This is a genomic window from Flavobacterium sp. MMS24-S5, assembly GCF_050320125.1.
GTDB lineage: Bacteria > Bacteroidota > Bacteroidia > Flavobacteriales > Flavobacteriaceae > Flavobacterium > Flavobacterium tyrosinilyticum.
In genome coordinates this window covers 2,768,533-2,786,348 of record NZ_CP190016.1, presented here as the reverse complement: position 1 = coordinate 2,786,348, position 17,816 = coordinate 2,768,533, and the positions used below count along the sequence as shown (strand labels likewise).

Here is a 17,816-nt window from a genome sequence, read left to right as displayed (position 1 = left end):
ATGATGGAACATTATCTAATTATCTAATTTATCAATTATCTAATTAGTTATATTTTGCTGAAACTTCTTTTGCCGCTTTTTCGATAACATCTGTAATAGCGTCATCTAATTTACCAGCTTTCAAAGCGTTAAGTGTATCTTTATGTTTGCTATTTAAGTAAGCTAAGAAATCTGCTTCGAATTCTTTTACTTTATTAACAGGTACATTTCTTAATAAGTTTTTAGAACCAGCGTAGATAATAGCCACTTGGTTTTCAACTGTATAAGGATCATTTAAACCTTGCTTCAAGATCTCAACGTTTCTTTTTCCTTTTTCAATTACGTTTAAAGTAACAGAATCTAAGTCAGAACCAAATTTAGCGAAAGCTTCTAATTCACGGAATTGAGCTTGGTCTAATTTTAAAGTTCCAGAAACTTTTTTCATTGATTTAATTTGAGCATTACCTCCAACACGAGATACAGAGATACCTACGTTAATTGCAGGACGAACCCCAGAGTTGAACAAATCTCCATCAAGGAAAATCTGACCATCTGTAATAGAGATTACGTTTGTTGGGATATATGCAGAAACGTCACCAGCTTGAGTTTCGATAATTGGCAATGCAGTTAATGAACCACCACCTTTTACGATAGATTTGATAGAATCTGGTAAATCGTTCATGTTTTTAGCGATACCATCATCAGCGATTACTTTACAAGCACGCTCTAATAAACGAGAGTGTAAGTAGAAAACGTCTCCAGGGTAAGCCTCACGTCCCGGTGGTCTTCTTAATAAAAGAGAAACCTCACGGTAAGCAACAGCTTGTTTAGATAAATCATCATAAACGATAAGAGCTGGACGACCAGAATCTCTGAAATATTCTCCAATTGCAGCACCAGCGAATGGAGCGTAAACTTGCATTGGAGCCGGGTCAGAAGCATTAGCAGCAACGATAACTGTATAAGCCATTGCTCCTTTTTCTTCTAACATTTTAGCGATTCCTGCTACAGTTGAAGCTTTTTGTCCAATTGCAACATATATACAGAATACAGGTTTTCCTGCATCGTAAAATTCTTTTTGATTTAAGATTGTATCGATACAAACAGTTGATTTACCTGTTTGACGGTCACCGATTACAAGCTCACGTTGTCCACGACCAACTGGAATCATAGCATCAACCGCTTTTACTCCTGTTTGTAATGGCTCAGTTACTGGCTGACGGAAGATAACTCCAGGTGCTTTTCTTTCTAAAGGCATTTCGTATAAGTCACCACCGATTGGTCATTTTCCATCAATTGGAAAACCAAGAGTGTTAACTACACGTCCTACCATTTGCTCACCAACTTTAAGAGAAGCAATACGTTGAGTTCTTTTTGCTGTAGATCCTTCTTTAATTCCAGTTGATGGCTGCCTAATAATACAACCCCAACATTATCCTCTTCAAGATTCAATACGATACCTTCCATACCGTTATCAAATTCCACTAACTCACCATATTGAACATTAGATAGCCCGTAAACACGAGCAATACCATCTCCAACTTGAAGTACTGATCCTACTTCCTCTAGCGTAGCACCAGATTCAAAACCTTCTACTTGCTTTCTTAATATTGCTGAAATTTCAGCAGGTTTGATTTCCGCCATCTTAATTTATAATTTAGACACTTTTTGTGTTATAAAACTAATTACTTAACTCTCTTTTTAATACTTGTAATCTGTTAGCAACTGAAGCGTTGTACTGATTATCTCCTATTCTCAAAATAAATCCACCAATAATTGAAGGATCTACTACATTTTCTATTGTAATTTTTTTATCTGATAAAGTTGCAACTTTTGCCAAAACTTTAGCTTCTAAGTCTGCATCCATTGGAATAGCTGTTGTAACTTTTGCTACTTCAACACCATTACTTTCATCAAATAATTTATTGTATTCTAATGCAATTGCATTTAGAATTTCGAATCTTTTGTTTTCGAATAATAAATGAAATAAACCTTTTGTTACTCCATTTACATCTGCAAAAACTTCCAAAAGAGCACTTTCTTTAACTTCAACAGTAGTTGTTGGGTTTTGGATAAATGTACTCAATTCTTGATTCGTCTCAATTGCATTTGCAATTGATTTCATATCGTTATTGACAGCTTCGGCAACACCTTTAGAGTTTGCTAAGTCTAGAATTGCTTTTGCATAACGAATTGCTGCTCTTGTACTTGCCATAATCTTAGTTTAACTTTACGTCACCTAATAATTTCTCTACCAATTTAGTTTGAGATTCTTTATTAGATAGTTCTTCTTTCAATAATTTTTCAGCAATACTCAAAGATAGAGTTGAAACTTGAGATTTCAATTCTGCCATTGCAGCATTTTTTTCGCTTTCGATAGCCGCTTTAGCTTGATCAATCATTTTTTGACCAGCTTCTTGAGCTTCGTTTTTAGAATCAGCAATCATTTTCTCTTTCATTTCGCGAGCTTCTTTCAACATCGCGTCACGTTCTGCACGAGCTTCATTCAAAATTCTTTGATTATCAGCTTGTAAATTTTCCATTTCTCTCTTTGCGTTTTCAGCAGAAAGCAATGCATTTTTAATACCTTCTTCTCTTGCAGTAATAGATTCCATAATTGGTTTCCAAGCAAATTTTACTAAAAGCAAAATTAATATTACCAAGATTAAAGCCTGCCAGAAGAATAATCCGAATGAAAAATCGTTAATTAACTTATCCATTTTATATAACTATATTAAATATTTAATTTCTTTTTTAAAAGTAACAACATCTTTAACCAACCGTTAAAGATGCTGTTATTTCTCTCTTTATTATTTTCCTAAGATCAAAGCAGCGAATGCTAAACCTTCTAATAAAGCCGCGATAATAATCATCGCAGTTTGAATTTTACCAGCAGCTTCTGGCTGACGAGCAATAGCGTCCATAGCAGATCCACCGATTTTACCTAAACCTAAACCTGCACCGATTACTACTAAACCAGCACCTACTAAAGTTGGAATTGTTCCCATAACTATTTATATATATAAAATTAAACTTCTAAATTAAATAATTGCTGTTTCGTCTTCATGGTGGTGAGCATGATCATGATCTTGAACTGCCATACCAATAAACAATGATGATAACATTGTAAAGATGAATGCCTGTAAAAATGCAACTAAAATTTCAATAACAGAGATAAATAATGTCAATCCTAATGAGATTGGCAAATCTGCTGCTAAATTTTTTCCAACAAAAATCATTGCGATCAAACTCATAATTACTACGTGACCTGCAGTAATGTTTGCGTACAAACGAATTAATAATGCGAATGGTTTTGTTAATGTTCCTAAAACCTCAATTGGAGCTAAGATAATTTTCATTGGAACTGGTACTCCTGGCATCCAGAAGATGTGTCCCCAATAATCTTTGTTTGCACTAAATTGAGTAATGATAAATGTAAAGGCTGCTAAACAAACTGTAATAGCAATATTTCCTGTAACGTTGATTCCTAGCGGAGTCATTCCTAATAAGTTTAAGATCCACACAAAGAAAAATACAGTTAATAAGTAACCCATGTATTTACGGTATTTTTTCTCTCCAATATTTGGAACAGCAATTTCGTCTCTGATGAAAATTACTAATGGTTCTAAAACTCTACCAAATCCTGTTGGGATTGGTCATTTTTTATATGATCTTGCTAAACCAGTAAACATTACTAATAATAGTACTGATACGAAAAGCATTGAAACAACATTTTTAGTAATTGAAAAATCTAATGGTTTTTCATTTGATGGATGACCGTGCTCATCAAAGTTGATTGTTCCGGCAGCATCTGTTTTGTAAATTTTACCGTGAACTAATTTGTAGTAGTTACCATCAACTTCTGCAACTTCTTCTCCGTGGTGTAATTTTGAAGAAGAGAAAACTTTTAAACCACCATCAATTAAAATAACTGGTAATGGAAAACCGTAGTGTTTATTTTCTTTTTCATCTGAAAAGAAAACAAAGTCATGAGAATCTTGTAAGTGGTGATCAATAAAAGCATCTACTTTAGCCTTTGGATCAAGAGCAACATGCTCCCCTTCTTCGTGAGCAGTATGTGAAACTACTTTCTCTTCGTGAGCTGTTTCAGTTTGAACATGCGTCGAATCATTCTCTTGATTTGCAAAACCCATAATAGGTAGAGAAGCTACAAAAGCTGAAGAATAAAGCTGAGTGGTTTGTTTGAAATCACCATATCGTGGAAAATCTTATTTTTTTACGTTTCTAAAATTTGGTGCAAAGGTACATTTTTTATTAATATTCAAAAGGATATGAAAAATTATTTTTAAACCTTGTTTTAAAGAATTGTTATTTTAACGCTTTTCATTTAATAATCGGACAGTTAAAAGCGTCTGAAATAACAAAAACAGCACAAATGTTATAAAAAAACTGACTTTTTCAACATCGCTTTCTCCCATTTTATTTTTTAAGATCGGCTGAAGAAATAAATAGGCTAATAACATTTGTGTAAAAGTTCCAAATAAAAATGCCATTCCGACAATTTCAAAATTCTTCTTTTTTACTACTAATAATATAAGGTATAATAAAGACGAAATCGCGAAGAAAGAAAAATACAGTATTTCTAAACTGTAATGAAACTTCTCCGTACTAATTTCACTAAATAAAAAAGCGGCTTTATGAATACAATAAGTTCCTAAAGCAAGACATAACAAATAGAAAACTGGTTTGTAATTTTTTGAAAGCATTTAAAATAATTTTTGTGCAAAGATGCAACTTTTATCTTAAGGCATTTTTATTTACAAACTACTTTGTTTTATTGATATCGTTTACTTGTCGGATTACATTGTACAATGCAACTCCAACACCGGCTAATACAAAAATGGTGTTATAATATACTTTTGGGCTTGGATGTTTCTCGTCAAGCCAGGTTCCGAAATAAGAGAATACGAAAATGATTACTCCCATTTGAAAGGGAATATTAATAAATGCCAACCATTTATTTCTCCTATTATTATTCGGCTCCTTTTCCATCTTCTAGCATTATTACTGTATTTGAATGCGCAAGCATAGTGCAAGTTGCTGTAAAGTCAGCTCCTGGTTCTATAGAAAGTTTTCCTACTGCTACTTCTCCATGAATTTGAGCAGTCGATTTAATATTAAGGGTTTCAAGAACTTTTATTTTTCCATGAAATTCTCCTTCGATGTCTGCATTGTTACAGATAATTTCTCCTTTAATAACTCCTTTTGCTCCTATCACAATTTTGCCCTGCGAAGTAAAATTTCCTATCAACTCACCGTCTAATCTAAAGTCGGCTTTAGAGACTATATCTCCTATTATTGATGTTCCTTCAACAATTCTATTAGTTTTTCCTAATTGTTCAGTTCCGTTTTTTTTTACTTTTTCAAACATGGCGGTTAAGATTTAAGGGGTTTTCGGGGTAAGGTATGCGTCTAGATTCTTTTTAATCTGAACAATTTTGTAATTATCATTTGATATAATGATTGCTTGATCTGGGATTTTATATTTCTTATCTTCTCTAAAAACTCCAGCAATATCATTTGCATAAGCTTCAGATTTTAAACCATGAATAACTACAAAACTTTCTGTTTTATTGTATTTATCTAGAGATGTTGTCAATCTTTCGTAATTTTCAACTAATAAAAATACTCTAATTGCTTCTTCTATTCTTTTAACCGCCTTTGTATCGTTGTTTGCAACACGATATAGTATTTTCCAGTTTTTAGTATCTGTTGTTGTAAAGTTAAGTTTTTCCAAAACAGGAACTTGTTTTTCTAAGATCTCTCTTGCATTTTTACCTTCTTCACTATTTGGGTAATTATCTGAAACGTTCTCAAGTCCTTTTTTATAGGCTTCTAAACCATATACTTTTCCTGAAGTATTGGCTTTTAGCAATTCGTATTTTGAAACAATATCATCTCCCGAATATTGATTAATTAGATTATCAATATTGGCCAAGACTTCATCAAAATGTTCTTCTTCAAAAAGTTTGTACCATTTTTGATATTCTTTGTCTGGACTAGAATTTGGATCGTCTTCTTTATTGTTTAGAATGTGAGCATATCTCGAATCTGGATATTTAGATGAAATCTCTGCTTTTATAGCTTCAGCTTTTGCCGGATTTGTAATTTGATAAATTTTATACAAATTATACATTGATGGCAATACCAATTTTTCTTCAGGATTGTTCTGAAGCAGTTGTTCTAGTTTGTTGCTAGCCAAATTATATTCTTTAAACTTCTCCTTATATATAAGTCCTAATTGATAGTATGAAAAATTACGCTCTTTGCCAATACTATCCATTGCGGTTTGTGAAGTTGGAAGCTGTTTTACATAATAGGCTACAGTATATTTTTCTGGCACAATTGTATCATTGAGCACATTGGCAACTTCTTTAGTAGAAATCGTATCATTCATAGCATCGCTATTTGCACCTTTTATACCTGACAATCGCCAGTTTCCGCCCATAGTTCTACTACCCCACATTTTTTTAAACTGTAGTTTCCCGTAAGCAACTGTTGTTGGATTATAAAAATAGAATGAACTAGCATTATCATTTCCTCCAGGAGGCATTCCAACTCCTTCTGGTTCTACTGGTTTACCCAAAGAATTAGGATTAACAGCTCCATTTCCTGAAAAATCTGCTTGAGAGTTTCGGTCTATATTAGCTAATCGTTCTTTTTCCTTTTCTTCTAAAAGTTTTTTTGCTTCGTCTTTCTTTTTAAGTTCTGCAATATAATTTTCGAAATAAACTTTCTTATCGTTTGGTGGCAGATTATATACTTTAATGATACTGTCATTGCGTTTTGCAATAGCTTCGTATTTAATTACATCATCAAGATTTTTTCTGTTTTTTTCTATAAATGCAAACTCTCTAGTTTTAGGATCCAGTTTAACCAAAGTACTATCATAATACTTGGCTGCCATTGAGTAATCTGTATTTTTAAAATACATGTTTCCAATATTTCTATAGGCAGAAGCCATCAAATACGGATCTTTAGATTTTCTTCCTAAAGACTTATTGTAAAATTTTAATGCGTTTTCTTGATCTTTCTTTTTATCATAATAAACTCCCATTTCATAAAAAAGAACATCATAATAAGGACGATTTTCACGATCAGTCACCAATTTATTAAATGTTTTCAAGAAAATCGTATCATTATCTTTTCCATAATCAAACATCTGTGCTTTTTTCGCGTACGCGTGCATCATGTACTTTCGATCTGCTTTTCTATTTAAATCAATAACCGCATCATAAAAATAAATGGCACTGTCACGTTTTCCTTCTGCCTGGTACATTTGGCCAAGGATAAAACGATATCTTGCACGTTCTTCATTATTTCGAGTAAATTGTTCTGCAACTCTAAGTCTAGAAACAGCACTGTCTTTTTGTTCCAGATTTAGAAAAGCTTCTGCCAAAAGTGCGTTGGCATCTGCATAAGTCTGTTTATCTAAATCTGTCTTTTTAAGTAAAATTTTGATGTTCTTAAGAGCAATCGCGTCATTACCTAGACGCATGTTGGTTTTTTCACGCCAGATTTTTGCCGTATAAATATTATTGCTTTCTGGATATTTGTATAAAATATAATTGAATGCCTCAATTGCCGGAATAAAACGCTGATCATAATATCTTGCTTTTCCCAGCATCAAATACGCTTCGTCAATCTGCCAGTTTCTTTCTCTTCCGCCAATATTCATGGAGTGTTTTTGAATGGCTTTTGTTGCTTTTGTTTCTGCCAATTCAAAATCAGGGTTTTTAGCTTTTTCGGCTTCAGAAAAATTTTCATCAAACTGCATTTTTTCAATTGGCAGTTGCTTCCAGAAATTATCTTCGTTATTGGCCTGAATGGACTTTAAACCTTTGTCTAAACCAATTCCTCCATTGTAAAGAATGTTATATTTTGTCCCGATTGAGTGAGAACTTCGAGCCAAAAAGGTATTTTTTTTGGTAGAACAAGCTATCAAAAAGAATAAAAAAACGAAAGTAAAACTATATTTAAGAGTATTCTTTTTCAATAGAAAAGAGTTTAAAACAGATAACTACTAAAAATTGGTTTTAGTATATTCATTTGTAAAAATACGCTTCTTTTTGAAATATAGAAATTCTTACACAGCAAAAAACAATTCTAGTTCTTGTAAGGTTTCTTCTGAGGTCTGAATATCTTTAACAATTTCGCCCTTATTAAGCGCCACAATTCGATTGCAAACTTCTACAGTATGCTGTAAATCATGACTTGAAACCAAAACAGTTACATTTGGATCGTCGGCTAATTCTTTGATAATTTTTTTTAATCGGCTCACTGTTGTGGGATCTAAATTTGCAAAAGGCTCATCTAAAATTACAACTTCAGGATTACCAATAAGTGTAGCAATAATACCTGCTTTTTTCTGATTTCCTTTAGATAAATCGCGAAGGTATTTTTTGTTGTTCAAAATTTCACCGTTAAAAAACTCCTCGTGTTTTGCTAGCAACGCATCAATATCTGCCTTATTCTGATTGCGTAAATCACCAATAAAATAAAAGTATTCTTCTGGAGTTAAATACCCGATAAGGAAATTTTCATCTAAAAAAGATCCTGTAAAAGATTTCCATTTCTCACTTGTATTTACCTGAATATCATTACTTTTTATATATCCCGTTGAAGGCTGGATTAGATCTAAAAGTAAACTGAAAAAAGTCGTTTTTCCAGCTCCGTTATTTCCCACCAAGCCAAAACTTTGTCCTTTTGGGATTTCTAGATTATTAATGTTTAAAACTGTTGTTCCGTTATATGTTTTTGAAAGCTGATTTACTTGTATCATAATAATTTTAGATTGTTGATTTCAGATTTTAGATATAAAATGAAGATAATGATCTCATTTTCAAATTGACAATTTATCTAATTAACCCTTTTGTTTATAAGCACTTATTGTACTGTATTTTTCTATTTTGTACCTCTTTTCTATTATTGAAAACACTTTTTCTTTAAAGATAAAACCCAAAATTCCTGCTCCTGCAACCAAACTTAATGCTACAGTTTTATCTGCAAAACGAAGTCCAAGCCAATACAATAATAAAGGAAGGAATATTTTTGGCAAAGACAGAAGCATCGAATTTACATTAAACGCTTTTTTATCTCCAAAGGCACCACCAGCACTGCTTAAATCAATTGGTGTTTTAGTAAAAGCACCTCCCAAAAGTACCAAATGAGAATTTACGCCAATATTATAAATTGCACCAACTACAATAGTTAGATAAACTTCCCATCCGTAAAAAAGATAAAAAGATGCTAGAATTGTAGAAATAAAAGTAGCAATTACAATTAGCCACCATTTTGCGGTAATATAACCTCTATACGGAATATTCTGTGTCATCATTAATTGATAATATGAACTATCCCAACTAGGTACAAACTGTCCGAAGACAAATAGAAATCCTCCTGAAACGAATATTCCAGCAAAAATTTGCATAGCAGGCGGTTGATGTGTATTTCCGAAAAAAATCAATCCGTAGAATAAAAAGATCACACTCATTACTATAGTAGTTTTTGATCTTTTATTTCTTTTGATAAGTCTAATGTCATTTTTAAGGAAAGTCCCCAAAGTACCAAACTGATTCAGCCAAGAAAGATTTTCTGTAGAGGCAACATCATGTTTTAAAGAAAGTCCTGCATCGAGATATAAATTCTTTTCGAAGTATTTAAATGTAAAATAATGCAACGCAATTAATACTAGAATCGGAATCAAGAACAATCCATCTATTTCATAAAAGCTTTGAAAAAATGGAGTTGTAAACTCTGTAATATCAAACAATTGATAATACTGCGCACCTCCTAGAACTACAATTAGCAGCAGAAAAAGAGCAAATAATCTATCAATATTGCTTAAAATAATATTCAGAAAATTGTTAATGTAAATAATAGATATTACTCCCAAATGCCAAAAAATAATTTGGACAACATCATATCCGTTTAAAATTAGGACAACTGTAAATGGAATAAAAAATAAAGCATGTATCCAGTTAAAAAAAGATAAAATGGTTTTGCCTAAAGAAAAATGAACAATGGTTGTTTTCTTTAAAGGAAGAGCTAGTAAAGGTTTGATGTTTAATACAGGAATTGACTGTAATAACAATCGAACTGCTAAATCGCCTAGAAAATAATAAATTAGAAATTTGTTTAAAGTTGCCAGAGGTTCCAAATTCATTTCCTTAAGCATATAAAATGCCCCCACTCCCATAGCAATAAAAATTAATGAAAAATAGATCATCAAAAAACCTATTATTATTTTCATTGTCAGATTTTTACCGAAAGATGCCGACCTAATAAAGGCCTTCCATTCGAGATAAATAAACTTCTTAATCATGGTTTATGGTTTTAATATTTTTGTAGTAAGAGACCAAATGTAGGAAAACGTTACAAAAAAAGTTAAAAAAAATAATTTCGTGCTAAAATTTTAATAGTGGTTTGCTACTTTTGCATAAAAATTCTATCATGCCTTCATTCTTAAAACTTATAATTAAAGAGGTTAAACGCGAAACTGCAGATGCTGTTTCGATTCTTTTTAATGTTCCTGAAGAACTAAAATCTGACTATAAATTTATAGCAGGCCAATATATAAATTTAAAATTAACTCTTGATAACCAAGAAATTAGACGTGCTTATTCTATTTGCTCTGCACCAGACAGCGGCGAATTAAGAATTGCTGTAAAAGCAGTAAAAAAAGGTCTTTTTTCTCAGTTTGCCAATACAACCTTAAAAGCGGGAGATGTTCTAGAAGTAGGCCAGCCTGAAGGTAAATTTACTTTTGAACCAGATGCTGAAAGACAAAAAAACTACGCGGCTTTTGTTGCAGGAAGCGGAATTACTCCAGTTCTTTCTATCATAAAATCGGTTTTAAAAAATGAACCAAAAAGTTCATTTGTATTGGTTTACGGAAATAAAACTCCCGAAAGCACCATCTTTCATCAAGAGCTTCACGATTTGCAATTACAATATGTAGGCAGGCTTTTTGTGCATTATGTGTACAGTCAAGCAAAAGCTGAAAATGCTTTATTTGGAAGAATTGAAAAATCGGCTGTGAATTTTGTTTTAAACAACAAACACAAAGAACTTCAATTTGATAAGTTTTTCCTTTGCGGACCAGAAGAAATGATTAACACCGTTTCTAATGTTTTGAAAGAGAAAAATGTAAAAGAATCTGCAATTAAATTTGAGTTGTTTACGTCTTCTTCTGAAGAACATGAAATTCAGGGTTCTCAAGAAGGACATACAAAAATTACTGTTTTGGTAGACGATGAAGAGACTACTTTTGAAATGTCTAAAAAACAAACTATTCTTGACGCAGCTCTAAAACAAGGTGTTGACGCTCCTTATTCTTGTCAAGGCGGAATTTGTAGCAGCTGTTTAGGCCGTGTTACAAAAGGAAGCGCAGAAATGACTAAAAATTCTATTTTAACAGACGGCGAAATTGCTGAAGGTTTAATTTTAACTTGTCAAGCACATCCAACATCAGAGACCATTTATGTTGATTACGACGACGTTTAATCAATCAAATTCCAATATCAAAAATTCCAAATTCCAATCTTTCAATTGGGATTTGGAATTTTTTTTGTTTAATTGCGTTTCTACTCTTTGTCGAAGTTTAAAACTTTGATAAAGATGTAACTTGGAATTTGGAATTTAAAAATTTGAAAATTAATTGTTTATGAAATCTGTACTAGAAATTTTTAGAAATAAAGAATATCTTTTGGAAGAACCAGAAGTTATGAAGCTGGTTGATTACTGCGAAGAACTTCAGGATGAAATTGTTGAATTTAAATTTCAAAAAACCGACAATAAAGAACTTGCTTTACTCGACATGATCAAAGAGGTTATAAAAGGATGTGATGCCATCGAAAGAGAACAAATGGAACATGAACGCTACGGTTATGACGCACCAAATTATCAGGAAACTATTGCAAATTTAAAAAGTTACATTTACAGTCGCTGCCGTGATGAGAAGATTTGGCTCTAATTGAAATAAAAGCAAAATTTTGGAGAAATATTGCTGATTTTTCATTAAATTAGGAGTATAATTACGGCAATCTTACTCTCATTGTTTTGAGAATTTGTGGAGCTAAATCAAATTTGTCAAACATTTAAACATTAAATATCATGACAGCTCACGTTCAACACTTTCATTTATATCTATTTATTATGCTGGTTGTAACTGCTTCGCTATGCGTTCTGGCAGTTATTATAAAAATGAAAAATAAAAAAGGCCGAAGTTACTCGAAAGAGAAAAATACAATTCAACATTGACCGAAAAAATGGTAGAAGTAAAAAAGACAGATTCGAATATCTTTAATATCTGGCCTTATGTAAGCAGACTTAAATCGGCTAAAATTTTATCTAAAAAAATTAAAGATCACGACTTAATTTATAAAATTTACAGAGATTCATCTGATAAATTCGAACATATCCTATTGTCAACTGAAGACAAAAATAACTTTGTCACCATTATAGTAAACAAAAAAAGAAAAAAAACTATCGGATATTCTTTCCTCGATTCTAATGAAAGATACGATTTAAACAAAAATATTGCTTAAAGATCATTTTTACCAGCAATACTCCAACTGGAAAAAATATTTATATAAACGAAAGAAGCTCCAAAGAAGCGACTATATTATAAAAAAATATGTCGCTCCTCTGGAGCTTTAATATTGTAGACGTTATTCTTTGCTATAAATATTCCGCTTCTCCAAAGCTTGCAAGTAACTATCGTTTTAGCCTGTTTTCTAAATATTTATAAAAGCTGTTCTGTAAGTTTGTCAACAACCTGTTGCGGTAAAATTGTCCTCATCGCATCCTCATATCCTTCAACAACTTTATTGCCATAAACTGAAGTTGGTAATTGTGGATATTGATTTCGGTCTGAAGTCAATGCATTTTCTAAAGTTTGATTAAATGGCAAAAATCCTGCGTACGGATGTGTCGCGCCCCAAAGCGTAATGACTTTTACACCCAGCATCGCTGCGATATGTGCATTTCCAGAGTCCATAGAAAGCATGACATCAAGATTGCTGATCAATTGTAATTCCTGCTGAAATTTAATTTTCCCAGCCATATTAATTACATTTTCAAATGGTCGTGCAAGAGAATCTAAAATTTCAATCTCTTTCTTTCCTCCGCCAAAAAGTAAAATTTTATATGATGAATTTTCAGCCAATTTTTCAATTACCTCTTTCATTAAGTCCAAAGGATAAACTTTAGAATCATATTGTGCAAAAGGCGCAATTCCAATAAGCTTTTGATTTTCATTTCCGATAATTTGTAAAATATCAGAACTTAAAACTGCTTTTTCAGGAAATGCTGGTTTTGATAAATCTAAAAGAAAACCTAACTCTTCAAACACTTTTGCATGTCTTTCAAACATGGTTGGCAATTGTTTGAAAATCTTGTTTTCGGCTCTCGTTAATTCTTTTTTTCCTTCTCTTCCTTTATCAACGGTTGCTCTTTTTTTTCCGCTTAAAGCGAAAAACAAACTCACAATCTTAGATCTTAAAACATTATGAAGATCTGCAAAAGCATCAATTTTCAGTTTTTTTACGTCTTTATATAAGCGCACAAGACCTGGAAAACCTTTATGCCTTTCTTTTTCATCAAAAGCAAAAAACTCCAAATTAGGAATTCCTTCAAAAAAAGGTTTAAAAAATGGGCGAGAAATAACGGTAAGTTTTACCGTTGGATATTGTTTTACAAAAGCTCGTAAAACAGGAACCGTCATGGCGACATCTCCCATTGCGGATAGTCTCATGACGGCTATATGCTTAATTTTGCTAGACAAGTCTGCCAAATTATTATTTTTTATTTTGATATAAAACTGGGTTCAAATCATCGTCGTTGTACATTTTCATTTGTTTGTACACTTTCATGAATTTATCTCCGTTTTCGATATCTGTCAATAATTCTTCAATTGCTGTAGATAAATCTGTTCTTTGTTCTAAAAGAATATTTAATTTTTCCTGACATTTATCTCTGTGTTCCTGAGAAGCTTCAGCACGATTAGCTTCTTCATTCATATGATAAATTTTTAAAGCCAAAATAGACAATCTGTCAAAAGCCCAAGCTGGACTTTCAGAATTGATTTTCGCTCCGTCTTTTACTTTAACATCACTGTACTTTTGTAAAAAGTAGCTATCTATATATTCCACCATATCAGTACGTTCCTGATTTGATGCATCAATTCTTCTTTTTAAAGTTAATGCCGCAACTGGATCAATCTGCGGATCACGAATAATATCTTCAAAATGCCATTGAACGGTATCAATCCAGTTTTTTAGATATAACAAATGCTCGAACTTATCTTTTGGATAAGGGTTATTGATCGGCTGATCTACATTATCAAACTGGTGATAATCTTTGATGCTTTGCTCGAAAACAGAATATGCTAATTTTGAAAACATGTTTTTATTTTTTTATAAAACAAAGATACTTTTTATACTTTTATACTTTGAAAAAAAACAGCAATTTTTCAATTATTCTTAAAAAACAATTGCTCTTCTAAAAAAATAATATGAAAATCCATTATATCTCTGAGAACAACAGTGTGTTAAATCATTTTTTAGGTCAGATCCGAAATGTAAATGTTCAAAACGACAGTATGCGTTTTCGTAGAAATATTGAACGCATTGGAGAAATTATGGCTTATGAATTAAGCAAAATTTTGCCTTATAAAAAGGTTGAAATTCAGACGCCTTTAGGAATTAAGAACACCACAGAAATTGATGCCGATTTGGTATTATGTCCAATTTTAAGAGCTGGATTGCCACTTCACAATGGTTTTTTAAATTATTTTGATCATGCCGAAAACAGCTTTGTTTCTGCCTGCAGACATCATCCAAATAATGATGACGAATTTGAAATTCGAGTTGAATATCAAGCCATTTCAGATTTAAATAATAAGACCGTTTTGCTTCTTGACCCAATGCTGGCAACTGGACAATCAATTGTTGCTGTTCATAAAAAATTAGTAGAAAATGCAACTCCAACAGAAATACATATTGTTGTTGTTATTGCTGCTCCAGAAGGAATTGCTTACCTCGAAAAAAATCTTCCAGAAAACTGCCACTTATGGGTTGCTTCTTTAGACGAAAAACTAAACGAAAAAAACTACATTGTTCCAGGACTTGGCGACGCTGGCGATCTTGCTTACGGAAGCAAATTATAACTGAGAGAAAAAAGTAAATAAACTACACACAATCAAGGTATAATATACAATTTCGTTGTTAAGTTTCTGCTGTACATATTCGACATGACTTGCTGCCATTATTGTTAATGGCGCAATACTGAACAATAATAAATCGTTACTTTTATTTGGCGAAATAATGTAAACAAAGACTGCTATAAAAAAACAAGCGACAACTTTCTTGTATGAAGAATGTACAATTTGTGGTCTGTTTGACAGTGTCATTAGCATGGAAGTAACAAAAAATAGCGCTACAGCTGTGTATATAGAAAGTGCCGCGTTTTCATAATTATTCTTAAAATAATCTATTCTAAAATCGACTACAGCTCTTTCTTGAATGAAAGCTAAAGCATCAATATTCAAAATTAATGATGTCATGTAGAATAAAATTATTACGGCCAAAAGTGCTATAAAAGGCAAAACCCAGTTTCTATAATCTCTTGAAACGTGAAAAATAATAGAGATATAAACCAATATTATAAAGAGAATACTCCAAAATTGAAATAAAGAAGCTACAAAAATCCAAAATGCAGCATCAAATATTTTTTCTTTTGATGCTTTTAGAGATTGCAGCGAAACTAATCTTCGAAGCGCCAATAAAATGAAAAAATTGGCATAGACAACATTGGAGTCGTTAAAGATTGTTGGAAAAAATAAAATGAACAACAAGTAGAAAAGTATCGCGTAACCGTTGTCTTTACTAAGCCCATTCTTTTTTACGATAAAATTAATCATAAAAAAAGAAGCCAAAATAAAGCACAACAAACTCACTTTTTGAAAAGCCAAAAAATAAGAAGTAACCCAAGATGGGTCTTTAATTTGGAACATAAAAAAGAAAACCAGTATTAAAATTACAACCAATGAATAATTTAATGGTGTAGATTTTTTAAAAACACTTGTTATCATAAGGATATTTTATACTTTTGTGATTGTAAAGATAATACTTGTTTAAAAGGAAAAACCTAACAAGTTGAAAAAAAGATTTGGTTTACCGAATTTTATCTTCAAGGCATTACACAACAATAAATAACATATAATTTTTAAAATTATGACAGCTTTTTTTGAAGGAATTCAATACCTATTTGTTAACATTTTGTTTGCTCCTCTTGACTTTTTACGTCATTTAGAATTAATTACTTGGTTTGGTGCAAACACTATTAACTGGATTTTTATGATCATCTGTACATGCGCAATCGTTTATTGGATTAAACAATTACGTATTTTTGATGACGCTGGAACAGAAAACCAAGATACAACGGCTCATTCATTTTTAAAATAAAAAACCAAACCCTTTAATTAAAAAGGGCTTGTGAATTTATTTTTTAGATTAAATCGAAACCGATATCTTTTCTAAAATACATCTTATCAAAGCTTAGTTTATCTATGTTTTGGTAAGATTTTTTTATGGCCTCCTGGAAATTATCTCCATAAGAAGTTACAGCAATTACACGTCCTCCATTAGTAACAACATTTTCTCCATCTAATTTTGTTCCCGCGTGAAAAACTATAGAATCTGTAACATTTTCTAAACCAGAAATTACTTTTCCTTTTTCGAAATCTTCAGGATATCCACCAGAAACTACCATTACAGTTGTTGCACTTCTTGGATCAACTTCTAAATTAAAGTCTCCTAATTTCTGATCTGCAACAGATAAGAACAATTCAACTAAATCTGATTTTAATCTTGGAACCACAACTTCAGTTTCTGGATCTCCCATTCTAACATTGTACTCAATAACGATAGGTTCGTTTTTAACATTAATCAAACCAATAAATACGAATCCTTTATATTCGATTCCGTCTTTTTGGAAACCCTCGATTGTTGGTTTTACAATGCGTGTTTCAATTTTTTCCATTAAAACAGCGTCAACATAAGGGACTGGAGAAACTGCTCCCATTCCGCCAGTGTTTAAACCTGTATCTCCTTCTCCAATTCTTTTGTAGTCTTTTGCCGTTGGAAGAATTTTATAGCTTTTTCCGTCAGTTAAAACGAAACAGCTTAATTCGATTCCGTCCAAGAATTCTTCGATAACAACTTTTGCACTTGCCGTTCCAAATTTTGCATGAACCAACATGTTTCTCAATTCTGTTTTTGCTTCTTCAAGATCTTGAATAATCAAAACACCTTTTCCTGCTGCTAATCCATCTGCTTTTAAAACATAAGGCGGCTGTAATGTTTCTAAAAACTCACATCCTTTTTCAACTGTTTCAGCAGTGAAACTATCATAAGCTGCAGTTGGAATATTATGTTTCATCAAGAATTCTTTTGCAAATTCTTTACTTCCTTCTAATTGAGCACCCAATTTTGATGGTCCAATAACTGGAATATGTTTTAAACTTTCGTCGTTTTTAAAATAATCGTAAACTCCTTTTACTAACGGATCTTCTGGTCATACGACTACTAAACTTATATTTTCTTTAAGCACTAATGCTTTTACTGCTTCAAAATCAGTTGGAGATATCGCAACGTTTTCAGCAATTGCAGCAGTTCCTGCATTTCCAGGTACTACAAAAAGTTTTTCGCAAAGCGGACTCTGAGTCATTTTCCACGCAAATGCATGTTCTCTTCCGCCTGATCCCAATAGTAAAATTGTCATGGTGTAGTTGTATTTAGTTGTGCTGCAAAAAT

At 32.1% G+C, this 17,816-nt stretch carries 17 protein-coding genes and 3 pseudogenes; 5 read left to right on the top strand and 15 right to left on the bottom strand.

Features of this window, described 5'->3' with window-relative positions:
• Positions 1-43 precede the first annotated feature (43 nt).
• From atpA to ACPWTF_RS12825, 11 genes and pseudogenes are all read right to left on the bottom strand, one after another.
• A pseudogene (atpA, locus tag ACPWTF_RS12875) lies at positions 44-1,623 on the bottom strand (F0F1 ATP synthase subunit alpha).
• A gap of 37 nt (positions 1,624-1,660) precedes the next feature.
• Positions 1,661-2,194 carry an ATP synthase F1 subunit delta gene (atpH, locus tag ACPWTF_RS12870; RefSeq protein WP_379795051.1) on the bottom strand — a complete coding sequence of 178 codons (534 nt, stop codon included), beginning with the start codon at positions 2,192-2,194 and terminating at the stop codon, positions 1,661-1,663.
• A gap of 4 nt (positions 2,195-2,198) precedes the next feature.
• Entirely contained in the window at positions 2,199-2,699 is a 501-nt protein-coding gene (locus tag ACPWTF_RS12865) for a F0F1 ATP synthase subunit B (protein ID WP_095930604.1), read from the bottom strand.
• Positions 2,700-2,789: 90 nt separating this feature from the next.
• Positions 2,790-2,987, bottom strand: coding sequence for an ATP synthase F0 subunit C (gene atpE, locus ACPWTF_RS12860; protein ID WP_008465835.1), 198 nt, complete (start codon positions 2,985-2,987; stop codon positions 2,790-2,792).
• Positions 2,988-3,020: 33 nt separating this feature from the next.
• Positions 3,021-4,195: pseudogene (atpB, locus tag ACPWTF_RS12855) on the bottom strand (F0F1 ATP synthase subunit A).
• A gap of 118 nt (positions 4,196-4,313) precedes the next feature.
• Positions 4,314-4,706, bottom strand: a complete 393-nt coding sequence (locus tag ACPWTF_RS12850; RefSeq protein WP_427875719.1) for a hypothetical protein — start codon at positions 4,704-4,706, stop codon at positions 4,314-4,316.
• Between the two features lie 58 nt (positions 4,707-4,764).
• Positions 4,765-4,992 (bottom strand): AtpZ/AtpI family protein, encoded by a 228-nt coding sequence (locus ACPWTF_RS12845; protein WP_095930601.1) that lies wholly within the window; start codon positions 4,990-4,992, stop codon positions 4,765-4,767.
• On the bottom strand, positions 4,973-5,371 hold the full coding sequence (locus tag ACPWTF_RS12840; RefSeq protein ID WP_250834613.1) for a bactofilin family protein: 399 nt from the start codon (positions 5,369-5,371) through the stop codon (positions 4,973-4,975). Before ACPWTF_RS12840 ends, ACPWTF_RS12845 begins: the two co-directional genes overlap by 20 nt.
• A 12-nt stretch (positions 5,372-5,383) precedes the next feature.
• Positions 5,384-7,996 (bottom strand): tetratricopeptide repeat protein, encoded by a 2,613-nt coding sequence (locus ACPWTF_RS12835; protein WP_427875718.1) that lies wholly within the window; start codon positions 7,994-7,996, stop codon positions 5,384-5,386.
• Between the two features lie 90 nt (positions 7,997-8,086).
• A complete protein-coding gene (locus ACPWTF_RS12830) occupies positions 8,087-8,782 on the bottom strand; it encodes an ABC transporter ATP-binding protein (protein ID WP_427875717.1) in 696 nt (231 codons plus the stop codon).
• Between the two features lie 81 nt (positions 8,783-8,863).
• Complete coding sequence (locus tag ACPWTF_RS12825; RefSeq protein WP_427875716.1) at positions 8,864-10,324, bottom strand: DUF5687 family protein; 1,461 nt, start codon at positions 10,322-10,324, stop codon at positions 8,864-8,866.
• A 128-nt stretch (positions 10,325-10,452) separates the two neighbouring features.
• Here ACPWTF_RS12825 and ACPWTF_RS12820 point away from each other — a divergent pair, with 128 nt between their 5' ends.
• The 3 genes from ACPWTF_RS12820 (at position 10,453) to ACPWTF_RS12810 (ending at position 12,548) form a co-directional block, all read left to right on the top strand.
• Entirely contained in the window at positions 10,453-11,505 is a 1,053-nt protein-coding gene (locus ACPWTF_RS12820) for a 2Fe-2S iron-sulfur cluster-binding protein (RefSeq protein ID WP_427875715.1), read from the top strand.
• 160 nt (positions 11,506-11,665) lie between these two features.
• A complete protein-coding gene (locus ACPWTF_RS12815; protein WP_427875714.1) occupies positions 11,666-11,974 on the top strand; it encodes a hypothetical protein in 309 nt (102 codons plus the stop codon).
• 295 nt (positions 11,975-12,269) lie between these two features.
• Complete coding sequence (locus ACPWTF_RS12810; protein ID WP_427875713.1) at positions 12,270-12,548, top strand: hypothetical protein; 279 nt, start codon at positions 12,270-12,272, stop codon at positions 12,546-12,548.
• Positions 12,549-12,745: 197 nt separating this feature from the next.
• On the opposite strand, the gene ACPWTF_RS12805 is transcribed toward ACPWTF_RS12810, so the two are convergent.
• Both ACPWTF_RS12805 and ACPWTF_RS12800 read right to left on the bottom strand, forming a co-directional pair.
• Positions 12,746-13,756: a glycosyltransferase family 9 protein gene (locus tag ACPWTF_RS12805; RefSeq protein WP_427875712.1), complete on the bottom strand. Its 1,011-nt coding sequence runs from the start codon at positions 13,754-13,756 to the stop codon at positions 12,746-12,748.
• A 43-nt stretch (positions 13,757-13,799) separates the two neighbouring features.
• Entirely contained in the window at positions 13,800-14,405 is a 606-nt protein-coding gene (locus ACPWTF_RS12800; protein WP_250834620.1) for a DUF4254 domain-containing protein, read from the bottom strand.
• Positions 14,406-14,515: 110 nt separating this feature from the next.
• Between ACPWTF_RS12800 and upp the strand changes: the two genes are divergently transcribed.
• Positions 14,516-15,169: a uracil phosphoribosyltransferase gene (gene upp, locus ACPWTF_RS12795; protein WP_427875711.1), complete on the top strand. Its 654-nt coding sequence runs from the start codon at positions 14,516-14,518 to the stop codon at positions 15,167-15,169.
• Here the strand turns inward: upp and ACPWTF_RS12790 are convergent.
• Positions 15,164-16,093 (bottom strand): DUF6427 family protein, encoded by a 930-nt coding sequence (locus tag ACPWTF_RS12790; RefSeq protein WP_427875710.1) that lies wholly within the window; start codon positions 16,091-16,093, stop codon positions 15,164-15,166. The two genes, upp and ACPWTF_RS12790, sit on opposite strands and share 6 nt — an antisense overlap.
• Before the next feature lie 142 nt (positions 16,094-16,235).
• Here ACPWTF_RS12790 and ACPWTF_RS12785 point away from each other — a divergent pair, with 142 nt between their 5' ends.
• Positions 16,236-16,466 (top strand): DUF6341 family protein, encoded by a 231-nt coding sequence (locus tag ACPWTF_RS12785; RefSeq protein WP_427875709.1) that lies wholly within the window; start codon positions 16,236-16,238, stop codon positions 16,464-16,466.
• A 43-nt stretch (positions 16,467-16,509) separates the two neighbouring features.
• Here the strand turns inward: ACPWTF_RS12785 and purD are convergent.
• Positions 16,510-17,784 (bottom strand): annotated as a pseudogene (purD, locus tag ACPWTF_RS12780) (phosphoribosylamine--glycine ligase).
• Positions 17,785-17,816 lie beyond the last annotated feature (32 nt).